Raw genomic sequence first — 18936 nt, forward strand, 5'->3', positions numbered from 1 at the left:
CTCTAGTTGTTGCTAAAAAGCTTAGGATGATGTCAATAGTTCTTGGATAGCAGTTGGCACTTGTGACGGCTCTTTGACAAATCTAGAGAATGGTATTTGAGAAGTCCAAGTTTTATAGAATGATTCGTTTTTGTAGTAGGAATTCGGCAGTAAGATATTGGGAATTCCTAATAAAAGGCAGAGAAGATGCCCATGTAAGCGGTTGGTAATTACCAAGCGACTTTGGCTTAACTGATAAACGCCTGTGTGCATCAAACTCCACGAGAAGCGAAGGGGAAATGGATTTTTAAAAGCATTAAATTTATCAACATAGGGATGAGAGTGTTCCCATCTATGCCGGAGTCTCCATTCTAGGGGATTGGCTAAGCCTCCTCGCTGCCAGCCTTCCCGAACCAGTAGAACAACACCTGGAAGATTCCAATACCATTCTTTGAGTCCTCCAAATCGTCCTCTCCCTCTATAAATCCAGTTGGTTGAATCAACCCAGTCTTGGACAACTAAATTAGGAATTTCAAGAGCATCTGGCGAGAGTGTTGGATTTAACTCACTGTCCTGCCGACAAAGATACAAAATTGGAGATCTAGGGTTGAACTTGAAGGAGGGAAACGGCATTCCAACCATTTGAAATATCATATCAGGAGCTTTGATGACCTGACAGTTGGAGAAATGTTTACAAGCTAGTTCATAACTATAGTTGTCACGGGTAAACAGAGTTAGATTAGGATGAGCGTTAAAGATAGCTGCTGCTTTATTTAAATTTTCTGGACAGGAAAAGTAGATGCACTGGGGCATTATGATGATAGGGCGATCGCGATATTTTGCAATGATCTGTTCTCGAAACTTTTGATGGTGACTCCAAATGTCCCCTAAGTTTCCGCCCCCTTGGAGGATTATCGGTGCTTTCCCGACCTGTCTTTCCATCAATTCTTCAGAGAAATCATTAAGACTCGCAATATAGTTAATTTTAGTTTTTAGAACATCAGTGAAATAAAAGACTGTGGCGAGACCGATTAGGTGGTCTCCCAAATTAAAGTAGTCAGGATAATCTAACAATGCACACTGCTCAACTGCCCCTAATTCTCCTAAAGCGTTGTGGAGAGCATCTCTAATTTTTTCCGGAGTGGAAAGCTCTAAGGGGGTAGCCTGATTTTGTGACATAGTTTTAATTGTTTTACCTATGCAATCGAGAATCAGGGAGATGGGGGAAATGAAGAAGCAGTGTCTTCCCCATTCTCCCCGCCCTCGCCATTGCCAAACATCTTTATTTAAACTGCAACTGCACTAGCACCTGTTATTTCATCGGCTCTTTAGGAAATCGCTTGAGGTTCCGAGAGTTTAAGGGGTATTTGTTTACTAAAGGTGAGAGCATTATCCACACAATCGATAAAAATGGTGTCGCCCTCGATAAAGGTGTTTTCCAGGATTTTGGTTGCGATCGCGTTTTCGAGTTTCCGCTGAATTGCCCGTTTGAGTGGACGCGCTCCGTACACTGGATCGTACCCAACATCCGCTAGATAAGTAACAGCCTTTGACGAAATTTCAAGCGTAATTTTTTGATCAGCCAAGAGACGCTCAATGCGTTTGAGTTGAATGCTCACAATCTGGCGCAGTTCCTCACGGCTGAGGGTATGGAAGATGATGATGTCATCAACACGGTTGACAAATTCCGGGCGGAAGTGCTTACGCAAAGCACCCGTCACCCGTTTCTGCATTTCTTCGTACTGAGAATCATCTCCAGCAACACTCAGAATATGATCGCTGCCAATGTTGCTGGTCATCACAATGATCGTATTGCGGAAATCTACCACTCGCCCTTGGGAGTCAGTAATCCGTCCGTCATCCAGCACTTGCAGCAAGATGTTGAAAACATCCGGGTGTGCCTTTTCCACTTCATCTAGTAACACCACCGAATAGGGACGACGACGCACAGCTTCTGAGAGTTGTCCGCCTTCCTCATAACCGACATATCCCGGAGGGGCACCAACTAAGCGTGAAACAGCGTGTTTCTCCATGTACTCGGACATATCGATCCGGACTATGGCATCATCGCTGTCAAAGAGAAACTGAGCAAGAGCACGAGCGAGTTCAGTTTTACCAACACCAGTTGGCCCCATAAATAAGAAGGAACCGATAGGACGTCCGAGGTCCTTCATCCCCGCCCTCGCACGACGAATCGCCGCAGCAACAGAGGCAACGGCTTCGGTTTGTCCAATTACCCGTTGATGCAAATGTCCTTCCAACTGCAAGAGCTTTTGACGTTCTGACTCTAGCAGTCGGGTTACTGGAATACCTGTCCAGTTGGCAACAATTTCGGCAATATCCGCTTCGGTGACTTGTTCCCGTAATAAAGCCGTACCACCTGCTTGAATTTCTAACATCAAGGTTTCTTTAGCTTCGCGCTCACGCTGGACAATCTCTAAACGCCCATACTTGAGCTGCGCTGCCTTGTTGAGGTCATAGGCTCGTTCTGCCTGGTCAATCTGCCGCCCCAGTTGTTCTTCTTCTTCTTTGAGCGTACTAATCTCTTGTAATAAATGCTTTTCAGATTCCCATTTAGAGGATAAAGCTTGTTGTCTCTCCGTTAGATTGACGATTTCCTTGTTGATGCGCTGGAGTCGTTCGGCGGTAATGCTACCAGAAGACGTTTTATTTTCTCCTTCTAGGGACAACTTTTCCATCTCTAGCTGCCTTAGCCGTCGGTCGGTTGCCTCCAGTTCTACTGGCTTGGAGGTAATCTCCATTTTGATTTTGGCAGCCGCCTCATCTACTAAGTCGATCGCTTTATCGGGGAGAAAGCGATCGCTAATATAACGATTAGATAAAGTCGCCGCCGCCACTAGGGCAGAGTCGGTGATGTTGACCCCGTGGTGAACTTCATAACGTTCCTTAAGACCGCGTAGGATCGAAATCGTATCCTCAACCGAAGGTTGCTTAACAAGAACGGGTTGAAACCGTCGTTCTAGCGCTGCATCTTTTTCGATGTGCTTGCGGTACTCATCTAAGGTGGTTGCGCCAATACAGCGCAGTTCTCCCCGTGCCAGCATCGGTTTGAGTAAGTTACTCGCATCCATTGCTCCTTGGGTTGCCCCTGCACCAACAACGGTGTGCAACTCATCAATGAATAGGACTATCTGCCCCTCAGAATGGGTAACTTCCCGCAAAACTGCTCTCAGGCGGTCTTCAAATTCTCCCCGATATTTTGCCCCGGCAATCAGGCTACCCATATCGAGAGAAATTAGCTGACGGTCTTTGAGGGATTCAGGAACATCGCCGTTGATAATACGCTGAGCAAGTCCTTCTGCGATCGCAGTTTTACCAACACCTGGTTCTCCAATCAGTACCGGGTTATTTTTCGAGCGACGCGATAGTACCTGCACCACCCGACGAATTTCTTCATCCCGTCCAATCACAGGGTCAAGCTTGCCAGCTTTGGCTTGTTCGGTTAAGTCCCGACCATACTTTGCTAAAGCATCGTAACGCGACTCGGAACTTTGATCGGTAACTTTTTGACTGCCTCGTAGCGCTTTAATCGCCGCTTCTAGCTTTGGAGTATCAACGTTATGTGTCTTTAGCAAGCGCCGTCCTAGTCGGTCATCTTCGGCTAAACCCAAGAGGAGATGATCGACAGCGATGTAGTCGTCTTGCAAGGCGCTTCTGGCTGCCTCGGCTTTGTCCAGCATGATGTCCAAGCCGCGACCCAAATACAACTGGTCTACAATTTGTACTCTGGGTTGGCGGTTGGCAAAGGCTTCGAGTTGTTGCTGAAATTGAGGGATATCAACAGTGACCCGCGTCAGAATATCATTGGCTGAGTCTTCTTGTTCTAGCAGTGCGATCGCAACATGCTCTACCTCTAGCTGTTGATTTTTCAAGCGGCGGGCAACATCTTGGGATTTTACAATCGCGTCCCAAGCTTTATCGGTAAATTTGCTAGAGTCAGTGGGCTGCATTTACTCAGTCGTTAGTTGTTAGTTGTTAGTTGTTAGTTGTCAGTTGTCAGTTGTTCGACGGGTATTGTAGTGGCAGTTTTTGTTTTTTTCTGACTACAACCAACAAGCAACAACTTACATCTTTCTATCCTCTAGTCTAAACCCGCCTTGAGCGCTCTGCCCTAAATCAGCACTGTTGCTGCTTTGATCTCAAAAATCTTCTCAATGACATCCTCCACCACTTTATCGGGGGTCGAAGCTCCAGAGGTGATGCCTACAACTATTGAGCCGGAGGGAAGCCAGTTTTCTGTTACTTCCAAGTCGCGCCCTAAAGGTTTATGCTCCAACTGATTTCCTGCAATCCGTTGGGCGCTATCAATGTGATAGGAAGGAATACCCCGCTCAATGGCAATTTGTTGAAGCTGAGTGGTGTTGGAGGAGTTGAAGCCACCGATTACCACCATCAAGTCTAATTTTTCTTCTACTAGCCCTAGCATGGCATCCTGCCGCTCTTGGGTCGCATCGCAGATGGTATTGAAGTTTTGGAAGTGATTATTCAACTCAGATGGGCCATACTTCTTCATCATCGTGCGCTCAAACAGCTTGCCAATCTGCTCGGTTTCGCTTTTGAGCATAGTAGTTTGGTTGGCAATTCCAATCTGCTCTAAATCTTTATCAGGGTCAAAGCCAACCGAGCAAGCGCGGCTAAACTTCTCCATAAACTCGCTCTTGTTGCCGCCATTGAGGATGTAGTCAGCGACGTACTGGGCTTCTTTCAGATTCAGCACTACTAGGTATTTGCCTGCAAAGGAACTGGTAGCGACTGTTTCTTCGTGCTTGTACTTGCCGTGAATAATCGAGGTGTAGTCTTTTTTCTTGTGCTTCTCTACGGTGTTCCAAACTTTGGACACCCACGGACAAGTCGTATCAACAATCTTGCAGTTTTTGTCGTTCAAGAGCTGCATTTCCTGAACGCTTGCGCCGAAAGCCGGTAAAATCACCACGTCACCAGCACCGACGACGGAAAAGTCTTTTTGAGCTGCCTCAACTGGAACAAACTCTACTTGCATATCCTGCAAACGCTGGTTTACAGAGGGGTTATGAATAATTTCATTGGTCATCCAGATGCGCTCTGTGGGGAAATGTTGACGAGTTTCATACGCCATGGCTACCGCTCGCTCAACACCCCAGCAAAAGCCAAATGCTTCTGCAAGTCTGATGGTGACTTCTCCCCGTTGCAGTCTGTAGTTGTTATCGCGAATTTCTTGAATCAGGTTGCTTTGATACTCCGACTCTAGCTGAGTAGCAACTTCGGCTTCGTGACCAAATCCTTTGCGATGGTAGTTCTCTGAACTGTGGAGTGAGCGTTTGAAGGCTTTTGTATCCATGCCGCGTGTCTACTGAGATTACTGATACAACTCTTACCACCCTTGATCATAAGATGCTCATGGCACGTTGGTTAGGGAATTGGGAATTGGGCATTGGGAATTGGGAGATAAGAAGTTCTTTAAAATCCCCCTACTCCCCAGTCTCTACTCCCTACTCTTTAGCAGCAGGCTCTAGTAGAAGCTGAGTAAGGACTAGGAGTGCATTACGCCAAACCACATAACCTTGGGGATTTAAGTGTAAGCCATCAGTACTTAATTCAGTTTGGAGATTACCGTCTGTGTCAGCAAAGAGGGGATACAGGTCAAGATAAATGATGCCTTCATCTTGAGCGATCGCTTTTATCTGCTGGTTTAGTTCTCGGATGCGGCTGTTGGGGATTGTCAACAAGCGATCGCGCCCTTCCCAAGCTACTTTGTCGGTACTATGGGGCAAAATCGATTGAACAACAATCTTGGCTTGGGGATGCACTTGTTGTAGGTAGCGAACAATTAGCTGTTGGTTTGCCAAAATCGTTTTGTCTTTTACACCCCGTATTAAGTCATTAATGCCGATCATTACAAAAATGACCTCTGGCTGCGTCTTGTCCAACAGTTCTAAGCGGTTCATTAATCCGGCTGAGGTTTCACCAGAAATTCCCTGATTTAGCCACGAACGCTCCTTCGGCAGCAGTTCACTAGGAAACCACAAGCTTAGAGAATCACCAATGAGGATGCTGAGGTTTTCGGGCTTTTGGTCAGCAATTACCTCTGCTTCCTTTTCGAGAAGGGCAACCCACTGTTGGTAATTGAGCTGATGGCGTGGACCCAGTTCAGGAGGTAGTGGGCTAGGTGTCGGATAAGCTAACCCAGTCGTTACGGTGGAGTGGCTGGCAGGAGAGGGTACTGACCATTGGTACTCACGCTGTAGTACCCACGCGATCGCTAACAGCAGCAAGCCATTAGCCGCGAGTGAAAAAAAGAGCCAAGTCGGAATAGTCTTCGAGCGAGTGGACACTTGATTAGATCCAGCATCGGGGTTGAATCAGATTTTAGTGGCATCGCACCCTCGACTCAAATAAACTTCAGCTTCGTTTAGCTTTGAAAAGCAAAAAATACAGCTTGCCCTTTACAACTAATTGTCAAAAGGGCAAGCCGATTTCTCTCTATTTCTTATTAGAAAAGGTAACCAGGAAAGTCTACTTAATAGCTACCAGGAATCTCACCTGCATTACCCTGTAAACCACTCATGCTGCTACGGGACAGACCGCCAGGACCGGCTTCTTTAACAAACCCACTGTAGGCTTCCATACCATGTTCGCCAATATCCAATCCATCCAGTTCCTCTTCAGGAGTCACACGAACACCTAGGGTTGCCTTGAGTGCTACCCAGAAGATTGTACTCAGAAGAACTGTCATTCCCCCCACAGAAAGAATACCGAGGATTTGGGGCCACAATTGGCTAATGCCTCCCCCAAATAACAATCCTGCCGCAGGACCTGTTGTGTATAGCGGAGTGCCTCCATGTAACACGACGTTTGGACCAACGCTAAATAAACCAACGGCTAAGGTTCCCCAGATACCGCAAACCAGGTGAACTGAGGTAGCGCCTACAGGGTCATCAATTCTGAGTTTGTCAAAGAACCCAACTGAGAAAACGACCAAGACACCTGCAATTAGACCAATAATCGCGGCAGATGGAACGTTGATGAACGCACAAGAGGCTGTTACACCGACTAGACCAGCAAGAATACCATTGATGATCATTGAAAGGTCTGGCTTACCAAGGTATAGCCAAGCCGTAACAGTTGCCGCTACGCCACCAAATGCGCCTGCTGTGTTGGTAGTGATGGCGATATGAGCGATCGCATTTGGATCGACTGCCATTGTTGAACCGGGGTTGAAACCAAACCAGCCCAACCAGAGAATCAAACACCCTAGGGTAGCAATGCTCATATTGTGACCTGGTAGGGCTGCTACCTGACCATCTTGATATCTACCCAAACGGGGTCCCAAAAATGCCGCACCCATTAAAGCCGCCCAACCCCCAACGGAGTGAACCACTGTAGAACCCGCAAAATCATAGAAGCCTGCTTGTGCAAGCCAGCCACCGCCCCAAATCCAGTGTCCGGTGATGGGATAAGCAATCCCTACCAGTAAGAGGCTGAAAATTAAGAAGTCAACAAACTTAATCCGTTCAGCAACAGCACCCGAAACAATCGTTGCCGCTGTTCCAGCAAACACCAATTGGAAGAAAAACTTCGCGAGTAGTGGCACCCCTGTCCAATTGAGAGAGCCAAAAACTCCCTGATAGGCATCTCCAGTTGCAGGGCTATTATCCGCTCCACTTAAAAAGAATCCGCCTGTGCCCATGAAACTATTTAAACCACCGCCATCACTGAACATCAAGCCAAAGCCAATAGCCCAGAACGCAATGGTAGATAGAGCAAACACAATCAGGTTCTTTGCCAGAACGTTAACGGCGTTCTTTTGGCGGCAGAAGCCTGTCTCTAACATACCGAAGCCAGCGTTCATGAAAAACACCAGCATTCCAGCAATCATCACCCACATGGTGTCTAAACCCACCTTCAGGTCAGCTGTGGTCGGACCTTCAGCCGCTGGAGCCTGAGCCGATGCAGCATAGCTCCATACCAGCACGATAATTACGGCTAGAGGTATACAAGCTTGCCAACTTGGAGTTAGCCGCTTGATAGCCGTTTTTAATTCTTTAAAAGATGAGGTAACCCGACGAAATTGAGCGGATCGATTGGAAGAGCGTCGCCTACTTTGAGTTGGCAATTTTTTTCTCTTGAGAGTTTTATTGAGCATTAGCCTGGACATCATCTACTGGACTTTCCTTCGTCTGCAAAACACACCCCAACCCTTAGCCAGAAGCCGGAAATCTGGTCATTTTAATCGAGGAGCATATCTTTAATTTGAGGAGCTTCGTTAGGTAGAATGCTGCTCCTATTTAGACATTTTCCTACCAGCTACTAGAACACTTCCCGTCTTAAGAAATCAAGAAGCTTAGTATAAAGCTGAATCGTCAACTTTAGACAAAACCTTACAAACAAGCGAGAACATAGTCAAGAGGTTTAGTTCCCCTTGCAAAAAGACAGTTATGTATTAGAAATCTCCAAATTTTGGATTTTCTTAACCTGAGTTTCTGTATCAGAATATACATTTTTGGGAGGCGTTTGAAGTTCTACAACTGCCAGAAACAATAAAAACGCCTTTAACACTCATAGGTAGCTGTCCATTCATAAGGTGTGTGTTTTGTCAAATAAGTGTCTTAATCGGATAGGAGTTATTAGAGACTTAAAGGCGTGATAAAAAATAAAACTTACTCGACTGCAAGAATGTTAAACTTCCGGCTTAATATTTAATAATTTGCTATTTATAAAGACCACCTTTGTTTATCTAAATCGAACGGGCAGATCTAACAAAACACTCAAGTTATTACTACTTGAAAAAGATTTGCAATTAAATCGGAACTCAGCATTCTAGTAAGCACAATTACAAAGGTAAAACTTGATACGCAGTATTGAGACAGGTTAGGGACTTGCTAAGTATTGTTGGTAGCCGAGTTCATCAAGCTTAGTCTGCTTTTCCATGACAGATTGAGCTAGATTCTGACGGTACTGCTGCACTTGCTCTAGTAATTCGGGTTGATGGGAGGCTAAAATCTGCACAGCCAATAGACCAGCATTTTTAGCATTACCGATCGCAACCGTAGCGACAGGAATTCCTCCTGGCATTTGCACAATCGAGTACAGTGAATCGACACCTTGTAAATGACGGCTGGGTACAGGTACCCCAATCACAGGCAAGGGTGTCAGTGACGCTACCATACCGGGTAGATGAGCCGCTCCCCCAGCACCCGCGATAATGACTTTAATGCCGCGTTGATGGGCTTCTTGGGCGTATTTCACCATCCGTTCTGGTGTCCGGTGAGCAGAGACAATCGCGACTTCGCAAGGGATGCTGAATTCTTCGCAAATTGCGATCGCATCCTGCATGATCGGTAAATCTGAATCACTGCCCATAATGATGCCAATTAACGCTTGAGTCATGTTCCGCTTTTGGATTAAGGGTTGTTCAATGGATTACTGAATTTGTATAGAAGTTTAGGCATTTTGTCGCCAAAGTGATCATGGAAGCAATACGATATGCGATCGCTCAATCAAATTTCACTTGCACTAACGTAGACATTATCAATGCTCAGGTGCCTGGTTACCAAGGTTTACAGCAAATCTGTGTTGATTCACAGGGGATAATTTCACAAATATTGCCAACTGACGCTGTTTTCAAGCGATTGCCTCGTGAGGGTTTACAAACTATCGATGTTGCTGGGGATTGGGTATCACTCGGTGGTATCGATCTCCAAATCAATGGAGCCTTAGGCTTAGCGTTTCCAGACTTGAGTTCGGGTGATGAGGAAAAACTCCAAAAAATTTGCCAATTTCTTTGGCAGCAAGGCATTGATGGCTTTTTACCGACCTTAGTTACAACGTCTGTAGAAAAGATTCATCAGTCACTCTCGGTACTAGCTGAATTTGTGAACTCTCCACCCGATGAGCAACCAATCGCTCAAATTCTGGGTGTGCATCTCGAAGGGCCATTTCTTAATCTCCAAAAGCGAGGGGCGCATCCAGCCGAGTATCTGCTGCCTCTAACCCTAGATAATGTAAAGCGGGTTTTGGGCGATTACGCCGAGCTTGTAAAAGTGATAACCTTAGCACCAGAATTAGACAGCACCGGAGAGGTAATTCCTTACCTACATTCTCTTGGTATCACCATTAGCCTTGGTCACTCCCTCGCTACAGCCGCTCAAGCCCAGCAAGCATTTAAACTCGGAGCCTCAATGGTTACTCATGCGTTTAATGCCATGCCGGGATTACATCATCGGGAACCTGGCTTACTAGGTGCGGCTCTAGTCCATCCAGATGTTCAGTGTGGTCTAATTGCAGATGGTCAGCACGTCTGTCCAACGATGATTCAGTTGCTACTTGGCGCGAGTGGCTATGAGCAAGGGATTTTTCTTGTCAGTGATGCGCTCTCACCTTTAGGGCTACCCGACGGTGTTTACGCCTGGGATACGCGGCAGATTGAGGTAAAAAATGGTACAGCACAGCTACCGGATGGGACTCTGGCGGGGACAACGCTACCGCTATTGGTAGGAGTGCAGAATCTTGTGGAGTGGGGAATTTGTGAGCCAGAAAAAGCGATCGCACTGGCTATAGATGCGCCTCGACACGCAATCAATTTACCTAAAATTGCTGTTGGTCAACCTGCTAAATTGTTGCGCTGGCACTTGGATACAGTAACAAATAAACTAACTTCGCAACGTATGACTTTGGAGGAAAATGAATCTGTATTGACTAGAACAAGAAGAGGAAAAAAAGCTGATAGCTGACCGCTGACCGCTAACTGCTAATCAGGTAATGAGTCGAGTAGAGTTGTTAGTCCTCGGACGCTGACTACAGCCACCAACCCAGCGATCGCTAAAAAGCTGAGAGGTCGTAGACTAAGCTGTAGCCAATTTAGCCGACGCTCTAAGTCTCCTTCATAGAATTCAACTAAGTTTTGTAGGGCAGTGTCGAGATGACCTGTTTCTTCACCTGTGCGAATTATTTCCATCGCAATTGGTGGTAGTTTACCTTGTAAGCTATGGCTCAAGGTTTGACCTGCACGGATTTTGCGAGTAGCACTGGCTAGATTTGCTCTAAGCACTCGGTCAGGGATATACTCTCGCACTAACTCTAGAGCAGTGAGAAGCGTTACTCCACAACTCAAGGGTAATGCCAACTTGCCTAAGTAAATCATTGACCGTGCCTGAATCAGCTTACCCACAACAGGCAACTTCATCGCTAGCTGTTGCGATCGCTCAGTGGAATAGCTAGAGGTAAGAAAACTTATCCCCAGCAACAGCAAAGCGATCGCTAAACTTCTCAGCCAAAACTCTGGTTTCACCAAACCCGTAGGAGTGCGATTAAAAATTGCGGCTACCAGTATCAATACAGCCCAAACCGTTGTAATTGCCAGTCGTCTTACTGAGCGATAAAGCCGTTCCCGTCTCACTTGAGCTTCAAATGCGATCGCCAGTTGTCTACAAGTCTGAGGAAGAGAGCCACTATACTCAGCTAGTCGAAGTAAGCTAATTGTCCAACCATCGAAGTAACTAGAGTTAAGTGCCATCGCAGAAGCCAAATCTTGACCACTACCTACCGCAACACTGACTTGGTGTAAATAGCGCTGGAAGACAGGATTGCAGTCTTTACCTGCCAAAATTAAGCTCTGCTGTACACTCATGCCATTCAGCAAAGCAGCAAGTTGATAAAAGAATTGGGCTTTGTCCCGAATTTTCAAGCGATTAGGTAGAGCCACTGTTTAATACACTTTTATTTTTGTCGCTTATCAGTTGCGAAGAACAACTGAAAGAAAGTAACAACCCCTGTTGGGTAGTTGAGCAAAAAATGAGCAGTTTTTGGTCTGGTAGGTGAACAAACTCCTCTCCTAAACTAAAGCAACTTCATACCGAAACAGCAGAAAGACTGGTATTCGAGTCATCTTTAAGAGGAGACAAGCGCGTGAGCGATATTCAACCTAAATCCACTATCATTTCGCCGCAAAGACGCCAGTTACTCAAACTGGGAGTTCTCACTGGTGCTTCTGGCGCTGTTGCGATCGCAACAGGTAATGCTGGCAAAGTCGTTGCCGCTGGACGTCCTAACCCTAAAGCTGATATCGAAATTATCAATGGTGCGATCCAACTAGAACAAAGAGCTGTCAACACCTACATGGCAGCAGCGGAAAATAACTTACTTCCCACCAAGGCATTTTTAGATGTTGCTGTGCAGTTTGCACAAGATCACACCAATCATCGCGATCGCCTCAAAAGAGTTGTCTCACAAGTCTTTAAAGGCGAACCCGCAGGCACCGAGAATCTGGGTACTTTCCCAATTCCCAAAAATGTCTTGACGGGGGGTGAAGCTGAGGTACTCAGATACGCCTTAACCCTAGAAATGATTGCATCCAAGGCATACCTCGATTTCATTACTAACAAGCTGACATCAGAGGGGGCAAAGAACGTTGCAGCCACAATTATGCCAGTAGAGTCAATGCACGCAGCCGTCTTTCGTACAGTGCTGATGGCGGTACTCAACGAGAAAGGGCTACCAATGGATGACAAAATTGTTCCCCATTCCTTCTTGAGTGAAGAGCCAACGCCACCTGTGCCAGTAGCTTAGAACGGGTTTGTTCTCCTTTTTCATCGACTTGGCGAGCTAGCAAAGTGACTCAGAGAAAATTACTTGACACTGTGTTGCACCTTATCCAGGGTAAAAAAAGAGAGATAGCTGGGTGTAGATAAGCGATCGCATGACAAGCCAATACTCCTTGTGTTGAGACTAAAGTTCACTAACCAGAGCAAAAACTGTACAGTTTTTGCTCATTTTTCTTCCCTCATCTAGAAACTCTTCATTGTTAGTAAACAGTAGTAGGGTGCGTCACGACGCACCCTACCAGTGAAGCTACTGCCTAAGTTTTATCTATAAAAGCTTAAGCTAAATCAAGACTTGAACCCGCTACTCATAAAAAAGCAAGATGAGCGAAACAAATAATCACAATATGCGACGGGATTTTGCTAGCCGCGATGAGCTAATTGCTTACGTCCGTGAGCAGTTCCCAAATGCTGTAGACCGCGACGACCACGTTAGTGAGATACAGGGAGGGCGTAAAGCAGCAGAGGCAGTACTTAGCCACGTAGACCCAGTGCAGTATGCAAAATCCCGGAACTTTCTCAGTGGTAAAGTAACACGACTCTCTCCTTATCTACGTTATGGGCTTCTGAGTCTGGCAGAAGTGCGTGATGCTGTCCTGAGTAAAGTGCAAAGCCTAAATGATGCGGAAAAATTAATTAACGAACTTGGCTGGCGAGATTACTGGCAACGATTGTATGCCCAAAAAGGTGATGACATCTGGAAAGACCAAGAAGACTATAAGACAGGCTACACAGCTAAGAACTACACATCCGAACTCCCAACGGATGTTGAAACGGGAACAACAGGAATGGTTTGCATTGATCACTTTAGCCATGATTTGCGGGAAACTGGCTATCTGCACAACCACGGACGCATGTGGATGGCAGCTTACCTAGTACACTGGCGGCACGTCCATTGGGAGACGGGTGCGCGTTGGTTTTTAGAACATTTACTGGATGGTGACCCTGCTAGCAATATCCTCTCGTGGCAGTGGGTTGCTAGTACCTTCAGCCACAAACCCTATTTCTTCAATCGAGAGAACCTTGAAAAATATAGTAATGGGATATATTGCAAAGCCTGTCCACTCTATGGCAAGTGCGACTTCGAGGGCAGCTATGAACAAATCGAGCAACGGCTGTTTCCTAAAGCTGAGCCATTTGACCGTAGCGGTGGAAGCAAGAGCTTTCAGCGCCCAAAAAAGCAGAAGCGTTAAGTCAGTGCCATTCGACCTAAATCTCCTTGACGTAGGATAACCAAGTGTGGATTGGCTGGAAGCCTAAAGACTCATAAAGTCGTGTTGCATTGGTCAGGCTTTGGGCATCAACACCGAGCTTCACTCGCTCTACACCAATTGCCTTTAGCTGTCTCATCCCAGCCAGTAACATTGCTCGTCCGAGTCCCAGTTTACGGAAGCCGCGTCGTGTACCGAGGAGCTTAATCCAGCCCTCATTGCGCCGACTACGAGCATTTTCTTCTTGGTTGATGTAGCCAACGCAAAATGCGGCAAATGTGTTGTCTGGTGCTACAGCAACTAAATTGAGTTCAGGTTTATAGTGTGGGTTCTTGAGCCAATGTCTTACTGACGCAACCGTTACATCCTGGTGATTCCAATGATCGATGAATGATTCATTGAATAGTTCTACCCAAGCTCTAATATCTCGTTCTCCTCGAAGCGATCGCAACGTGAAGCCATCTGGAAGTTTAAATGAGGGCGATGGCTGAGCGAGTGTACAAGCCATTGTTAAAAAGCGGCGTTCAGTTGTGAAACTCTGTTTTTCTAGAAGCATCCGACGCAAAATTTTGTCGTTCCGGAGACGAGTGCGTAGTTTGACAGGCAAATCCGCCTGTTTTCCGACTTCCCGCATTCGCTGTTCGCTCCACTGAAGAATTTCGGCTTCTATGGCATTGCGGCATTGAGTTGGGTGAACGTCAAAGTACAGATAACCCTCAATCTCATGACTCAGCTCAGGTATCAATAGTTGTCCGAAACCGATAAGTTTACCATTGGAATCTATCCACAACCGCAAATCATGTGCTTTATCTACATTGGGTGCCTCAAAGAACCTTTGCAGATCATAAACAGAGGTGTCTTCATCTAACTGACCCGTTGGCTCATTGAGCTTCACTAAATCAGCAATATCTGCAAAGAGTTTGGTTGTGGTTGCACCAGGCTCAGTAAATGCAAATGCTCGGTGTTTAGCGCCACGAACTGAGGGGCGTATTGTTAAAGTAGTCATACAAAATTGGCAGTCCGTTTTTGAGGACTGTTGACATTCAGGTTAGGTATTGCAAAACAGTAAAAGAAGACTGAATACAGGATGAAAAGTTGGCTCAATCCTGTACAAGCCCAATGGAAATTTTGACTTTGAGTTTGAGTTTGACAAAAATCTCGTAAGCCAAATCAACCCAAAGAGGGCTATTTTTTAATTCAGTCTTGTATCAGTTACAAGCTCTCTTTTTACTCACGCTAATAGAGCTTGTACATACCGATTTGCCACACCTGAAGTCGGTGTAACTGGGGTTCTAAGAAGAAAATACCGTTAGATTCAGGCGAAGCCTCTCGCCTTGGGTAAAACATAAAAATTTCACTTCAGGGTTAATTTCAAACGACCATCAGTGGTAAGGTTTGCACATTTAACTTTGCTAATTTATCTAAGTCAGGAAAGTCTGCCCGTTAAGAGTGTGCAATATTACTTGATTAGATTATACCCTAATTTAGGCATTCCAAAAAAATTAAATATCTGTTAAAAGAAATATAGCTATTTACCTAGTTAAACTAGCCTAAAAAGCCATACTTGCCCAACCTGTACAACTACCAAGCTATAGCAAAGAAAGTCACGGATACGGGCAACTTTCAAGAGCCAAGTTTACTAACTCTATACGGCTACATAAGCCTGTTTTCCTCAACAAGCGATGGGCATACTTCTTGACATTGCGGACGCTGATGTCTAAGCGTCGAGCAATTTATCAGGTTGTAAATGGCGTTACAAAAATAGTGTTAAATCTACAGAAAAGTGCTGCTAGTAGCTAGGTTTTATAGCGTTTCTCTATTTACTGAGGTACAAAGTAGTTAGCCTTAAGGCAGAAGGCAAAGGGCAGAAGTTGAGTGTACTCCACTTATTTGAGAACCGCTATAAGACAATTGCTACTTGGTCAAACCATGTTCAAGAGCATAGCGTACCAATTCTGTGCGGCTATTGGTTCCTGTTTTACTAAACAAGCGACTGACATACTTTTCGACGTTGCGGACACTAGTCTCTAGACGTCGGGCAATTTCTTTATTCATCAGCCCTTCTGCCACCAAATCTAAGACACTTTGCTCTCGCGGTGTAAAGTCAATACGAATCGGTGCAGGCGTTTGGACAATACCATTCCCTTTGGTAATCAACCCCCGGATTTCAGCAATCTGCTGGGCAATTTTCTCAAGCTCTGTACTACTGGCATCTCCGGAGTTGGGGGAACGACGCTCTAATAAATTCTCAACAATGGCGACGAGTTCATCTGGGTCAAACGGCTTGGCGAGGTAAGCGTCAACACCTGATTGATAACCCAGAATACGGTCAGATGTCATCCCTCTAGCCGTCAGAAATACTACTGGCAGCGACTTGAAACGAGGGTCTTCTCGCAGCTTCTTCAGGAACTGATACCCATCTACTTGGGGCATCATGACATCAGAGATTACAAGGTCAGGTGTTTGTTGCTGCAACAGTTGCCAAGCTTCATCGGCACTACTGGCAACCCGTACCTTGAAATCACCAATTTCCTGTAAATATTCTTTGACGGATAACCGTACTCCTGGTTCGTCGTCTACCAATAATACTTGGGCTGACATCTATCTTTCTTTACTGCTATTTATTCCAACTGTAACGAAAATCGTCAGCTTCTGTTACTGGGTGGGCTGATTAAAACCGATGCCTTGCACATTTTGCAGCCACTCAATCTCTTTTGCTTTTTCTGGTAGCTTGGCTTGTCGTTGTCCAGTGGTTCGTGCCCAAGCTCCAAAAAGACCGATGGGTGTACTGATGATATCAATAGGAGGGCTTTTACGAGCGATCGCTTTTATCGTATTCATCGGTACTTCCTTCACTAACCAACGACTGAGACGATAGAAATATTCCTGTTGCGTCAGTTCACGCATCAACTCGACACCGTGCAGTTCGTGCAAGTAGCGGTTAGAGCGACCATACCGATGCCATTGTTTTTGGTATTCCTGAAGAGTAGAACGGTGCCGATGCTGAACAACAGCAGTTGGGGCAAAGTGAAGTGTCCAATCACTTTGCTGTTGGATGCGCCAACACATATCAGCATCACCACCTGAGGTTAGGTAGGGACGGAACAACCCCACTTGTTCCAATACCTGCCGCCGAATTGCTAGGTTGGCTGTTTGACCATAGGGACGAAAGGGGTGATTTAAGGTGTGTTGCTGAGATAAAACTTGATGACGCTCGGCGTGTTGTTCTAGCAGACTTTTACCGGGTAGAGCAACAATCTCTCCAGCCACGACACCAATCCTGGAGTCAGTAAATGGCGCAATGAGAGCATCTAACCAACTCGACTGAGGGCGACAATCAGCATCTGTAAAGGCAAGAATTTCTCCACTTGCTGCTCGGATGCCAGCATTACGAGCGGCATAAGAGCTTTGGTTTTCAGTTTCCCGAAGGTATTGAAATATTATCCCAAGAGCTGCTGCCTCTTGGACAGCCGTTTGGAGGAGAAGGCTTGTGCGATCGCAACTAGCATTATCCACCAACAAATACTCTACCTGGTCAACTGGGTAAGTCTGCGCCTTTAAACACTGAATTAAATCAGGTACGTCAGCTTCGCCATTGTAGACCGGGACAATCACGCTCGTCTTGGGCAAGACTTTCTGGTTCATTGCTAACGGCTAGTAGTTCATTGCTCATTGTCCTATTAGCCGCTAGCTATCAGCCAACTCTACTAATGAACGGTCAAACACAACAAAGCCAGAATCGCATTAGTTAAGTAAAACGCACCAACAATCCGCGTTTCTGACCAACCCGTCAGTTCAAGATGGTTATGAAACGGTGACATTTTAAACAAGCGCTTACCGATTCCATTAGGGCCTTTTGTCGCTTTGTAGTAGCTAACTTGGGCAATTACTGAGACTGATTCAAAACAGAAAATTACACTGACAATAAATAAGCCCCAGAGATTCTGACTTAAAAGCCCGACTGCTGCGAGTGCGCCTCCCAAGGCAAGGGAACCCGTATCACCCATAAACACGGTTGCTGGGTTGCGGTTATGGACAACAAAACCCAAGCAACTGCCACTCAAACAGGCACAGAAAACCATTAAACCTGCTGAGGTTGGGGCAACGAGGGCGGCGAGTCCCAATAATGCGATCGCACAAGTTCCCGCCGCTAGTCCATCTACACCATCCGTGAGATTTGTGGCATTACTTTCTGCCACCAGCACGAATACAGCCAGAGGCCAAAACAGTAATCCCAAGGGTAAGACAAAGTTTAAAGGCAGGTTAATAGTTGTAATACTTACTGGCTGACTCCACGCTAACCATAAGCAAAATAGAGAGCCAACGCTTACTTGTAGCGCTAGTTTCATTCGGGGTGAAATCCCTTTATTCGACCGATGTCGGACAATTTGCCAATCATCCAACAAGCCGATTCCGGCATAAGCCAGGGTTACCACTGACACCGCCAGGACAGGGATAAAGTCTTGCCCCCGCATGAAAAGCCCTGACCAGACTAGAGCAACAACCACTGCCACTGGTACAAAAAACACTCCACCCATTGTTGGAGTGCCAGCCTTTTGTAAATGGGTTTGTGGCCCATCCTCGCGGATAACTTGCCCCAGTTTGAGGGCTTGTAAAAGCGGAACCGCCCAGTATCCCAGTGCAGCAGTAATTAGAGAACAAACTAACAACGGCAAGGCTATTGAGCTACCTAAAAAGAGCATTCGTCCTGCTGTCCAATCAAGAATTAATGCTCCTAGGCTCAAACCGACTGTTAGTAACGTCAGAAGTCTGGGTCCGGTCAAGCTAAACGACCGCCCAGAAGATATTTTTGCGTCTACCACAGACTCTCCATTCCTTTGTCGAACATTCCTCACACAAACGCGATGCACAGCGCCTCGACAATTCCCGTTTGACCTACGGTACTCAGGGGAATCGTAGCATCAATGAGGCACTTTCATTCACTTGATCAAGCAAATTTACTCAGGGATTTTTCTTAAATAAGTAACCACAGATATAACAGCAGAGCAATGTAATAGCGGGAAACTACCGCTAGTAGTAATTCAGCTATGACCTTACCCGGTTCTACAGCCACGATGGTTGTGCTGCTTTAGGAGAGTATGAATCGCTGTAAAACCCAATCAATCTTCATCGCTCATCTGTTATAAAAG

At 46.0% G+C, this 18936-nt stretch carries 15 protein-coding genes; 3 read left to right on the forward strand and 12 right to left on the reverse strand.

Translation table 11 applies throughout. The annotated features are described in order from the left end of the window. Window positions 1-21: 21 nt before the first annotated feature. The 6 genes from AC5JL3_RS13985 to purE all read right to left on the reverse strand — a co-directional run bounded on the left by AC5JL3_RS13985 (window position 22) and on the right by purE (window position 9366). Complete coding sequence (locus AC5JL3_RS13985; protein WP_496075053.1) at window positions 22-1158, reverse strand: polysaccharide pyruvyl transferase family protein; 1137 nt, start codon at window positions 1156-1158, stop codon at window positions 22-24. Window positions 1159-1307: 149 nt separating this feature from the next. After that, a complete protein-coding gene (clpB, locus tag AC5JL3_RS13990) occupies window positions 1308-3950 on the reverse strand; it encodes an ATP-dependent chaperone ClpB (RefSeq protein WP_496075054.1) in 2643 nt (880 codons plus the stop codon). A gap of 161 nt (window positions 3951-4111) precedes the next feature. After that, entirely contained in the window at window positions 4112-5317 is a 1206-nt protein-coding gene (locus AC5JL3_RS13995) for a 4-hydroxy-3-methylbut-2-enyl diphosphate reductase (RefSeq protein ID WP_496075055.1), read from the reverse strand. A gap of 151 nt (window positions 5318-5468) precedes the next feature. Next, entirely contained in the window at window positions 5469-6311 is an 843-nt protein-coding gene (locus AC5JL3_RS14000) for an SGNH/GDSL hydrolase family protein (protein WP_496075056.1), read from the reverse strand. Window positions 6312-6496: 185 nt separating this feature from the next. Then, window positions 6497-8122, reverse strand: coding sequence for an ammonium transporter (locus tag AC5JL3_RS14005; RefSeq protein ID WP_496075344.1), 1626 nt, complete (start codon window positions 8120-8122; stop codon window positions 6497-6499). Window positions 8123-8847: 725 nt separating this feature from the next. Then, entirely contained in the window at window positions 8848-9366 is a 519-nt protein-coding gene (gene purE / locus AC5JL3_RS14010) for a 5-(carboxyamino)imidazole ribonucleotide mutase (RefSeq protein ID WP_496075057.1), read from the reverse strand. 80 nt (window positions 9367-9446) lie between these two features. Here purE and nagA point away from each other — a divergent pair, with 80 nt between their 5' ends. Further along, entirely contained in the window at window positions 9447-10709 is a 1263-nt protein-coding gene (nagA, locus tag AC5JL3_RS14015) for an N-acetylglucosamine-6-phosphate deacetylase (RefSeq protein WP_496075058.1), read from the forward strand. 17 nt (window positions 10710-10726) lie between these two features. Here the strand turns inward: nagA and AC5JL3_RS14020 are convergent, their stop codons facing one another. Then, window positions 10727-11680 carry a type II secretion system F family protein gene (locus AC5JL3_RS14020; protein WP_496075059.1) on the reverse strand — a complete coding sequence of 318 codons (954 nt, stop codon included), beginning with the start codon at window positions 11678-11680 and terminating at the stop codon, window positions 10727-10729. A gap of 203 nt (window positions 11681-11883) precedes the next feature. Here AC5JL3_RS14020 and AC5JL3_RS14025 point away from each other — a divergent pair, with 203 nt between their 5' ends. Both AC5JL3_RS14025 and AC5JL3_RS14030 read left to right on the forward strand, forming a co-directional pair. Beyond that, window positions 11884-12543, forward strand: a complete 660-nt coding sequence (locus AC5JL3_RS14025; RefSeq protein WP_496075060.1) for a ferritin-like domain-containing protein — start codon at window positions 11884-11886, stop codon at window positions 12541-12543. 355 nt (window positions 12544-12898) lie between these two features. Further along, complete coding sequence (locus AC5JL3_RS14030) at window positions 12899-13768, forward strand: FAD-binding domain-containing protein (protein WP_496075061.1); 870 nt, start codon at window positions 12899-12901, stop codon at window positions 13766-13768. A gap of 16 nt (window positions 13769-13784) precedes the next feature. Here the strand turns inward: AC5JL3_RS14030 and AC5JL3_RS14035 are convergent, their stop codons facing one another. From AC5JL3_RS14035 to mraY, 5 genes are all read right to left on the reverse strand, one after another. Beyond that, on the reverse strand, window positions 13785-14792 hold the full coding sequence (locus AC5JL3_RS14035) for a GNAT family N-acetyltransferase (protein ID WP_496075062.1): 1008 nt from the start codon (window positions 14790-14792) through the stop codon (window positions 13785-13787). A 598-nt stretch (window positions 14793-15390) separates the two neighbouring features. Beyond that, window positions 15391-15519: a hypothetical protein gene (locus tag AC5JL3_RS14040; protein ID WP_496075345.1), complete on the reverse strand. Its 129-nt coding sequence runs from the start codon at window positions 15517-15519 to the stop codon at window positions 15391-15393. 181 nt (window positions 15520-15700) lie between these two features. Then, window positions 15701-16387, reverse strand: coding sequence for a response regulator transcription factor (locus tag AC5JL3_RS14045; RefSeq protein ID WP_192219616.1), 687 nt, complete (start codon window positions 16385-16387; stop codon window positions 15701-15703). A gap of 54 nt (window positions 16388-16441) precedes the next feature. Next, window positions 16442-17431, reverse strand: a complete 990-nt coding sequence (locus AC5JL3_RS14050; RefSeq protein ID WP_496075063.1) for a glycosyltransferase family 2 protein — start codon at window positions 17429-17431, stop codon at window positions 16442-16444. 62 nt (window positions 17432-17493) lie between these two features. Then, window positions 17494-18609 (reverse strand): phospho-N-acetylmuramoyl-pentapeptide-transferase, encoded by a 1116-nt coding sequence (mraY, locus tag AC5JL3_RS14055; RefSeq protein WP_496075064.1) that lies wholly within the window; start codon window positions 18607-18609, stop codon window positions 17494-17496. Window positions 18610-18936: the final 327 nt, after the last annotated feature.

Source organism: Symplocastrum torsivum, assembly GCF_059505465.1.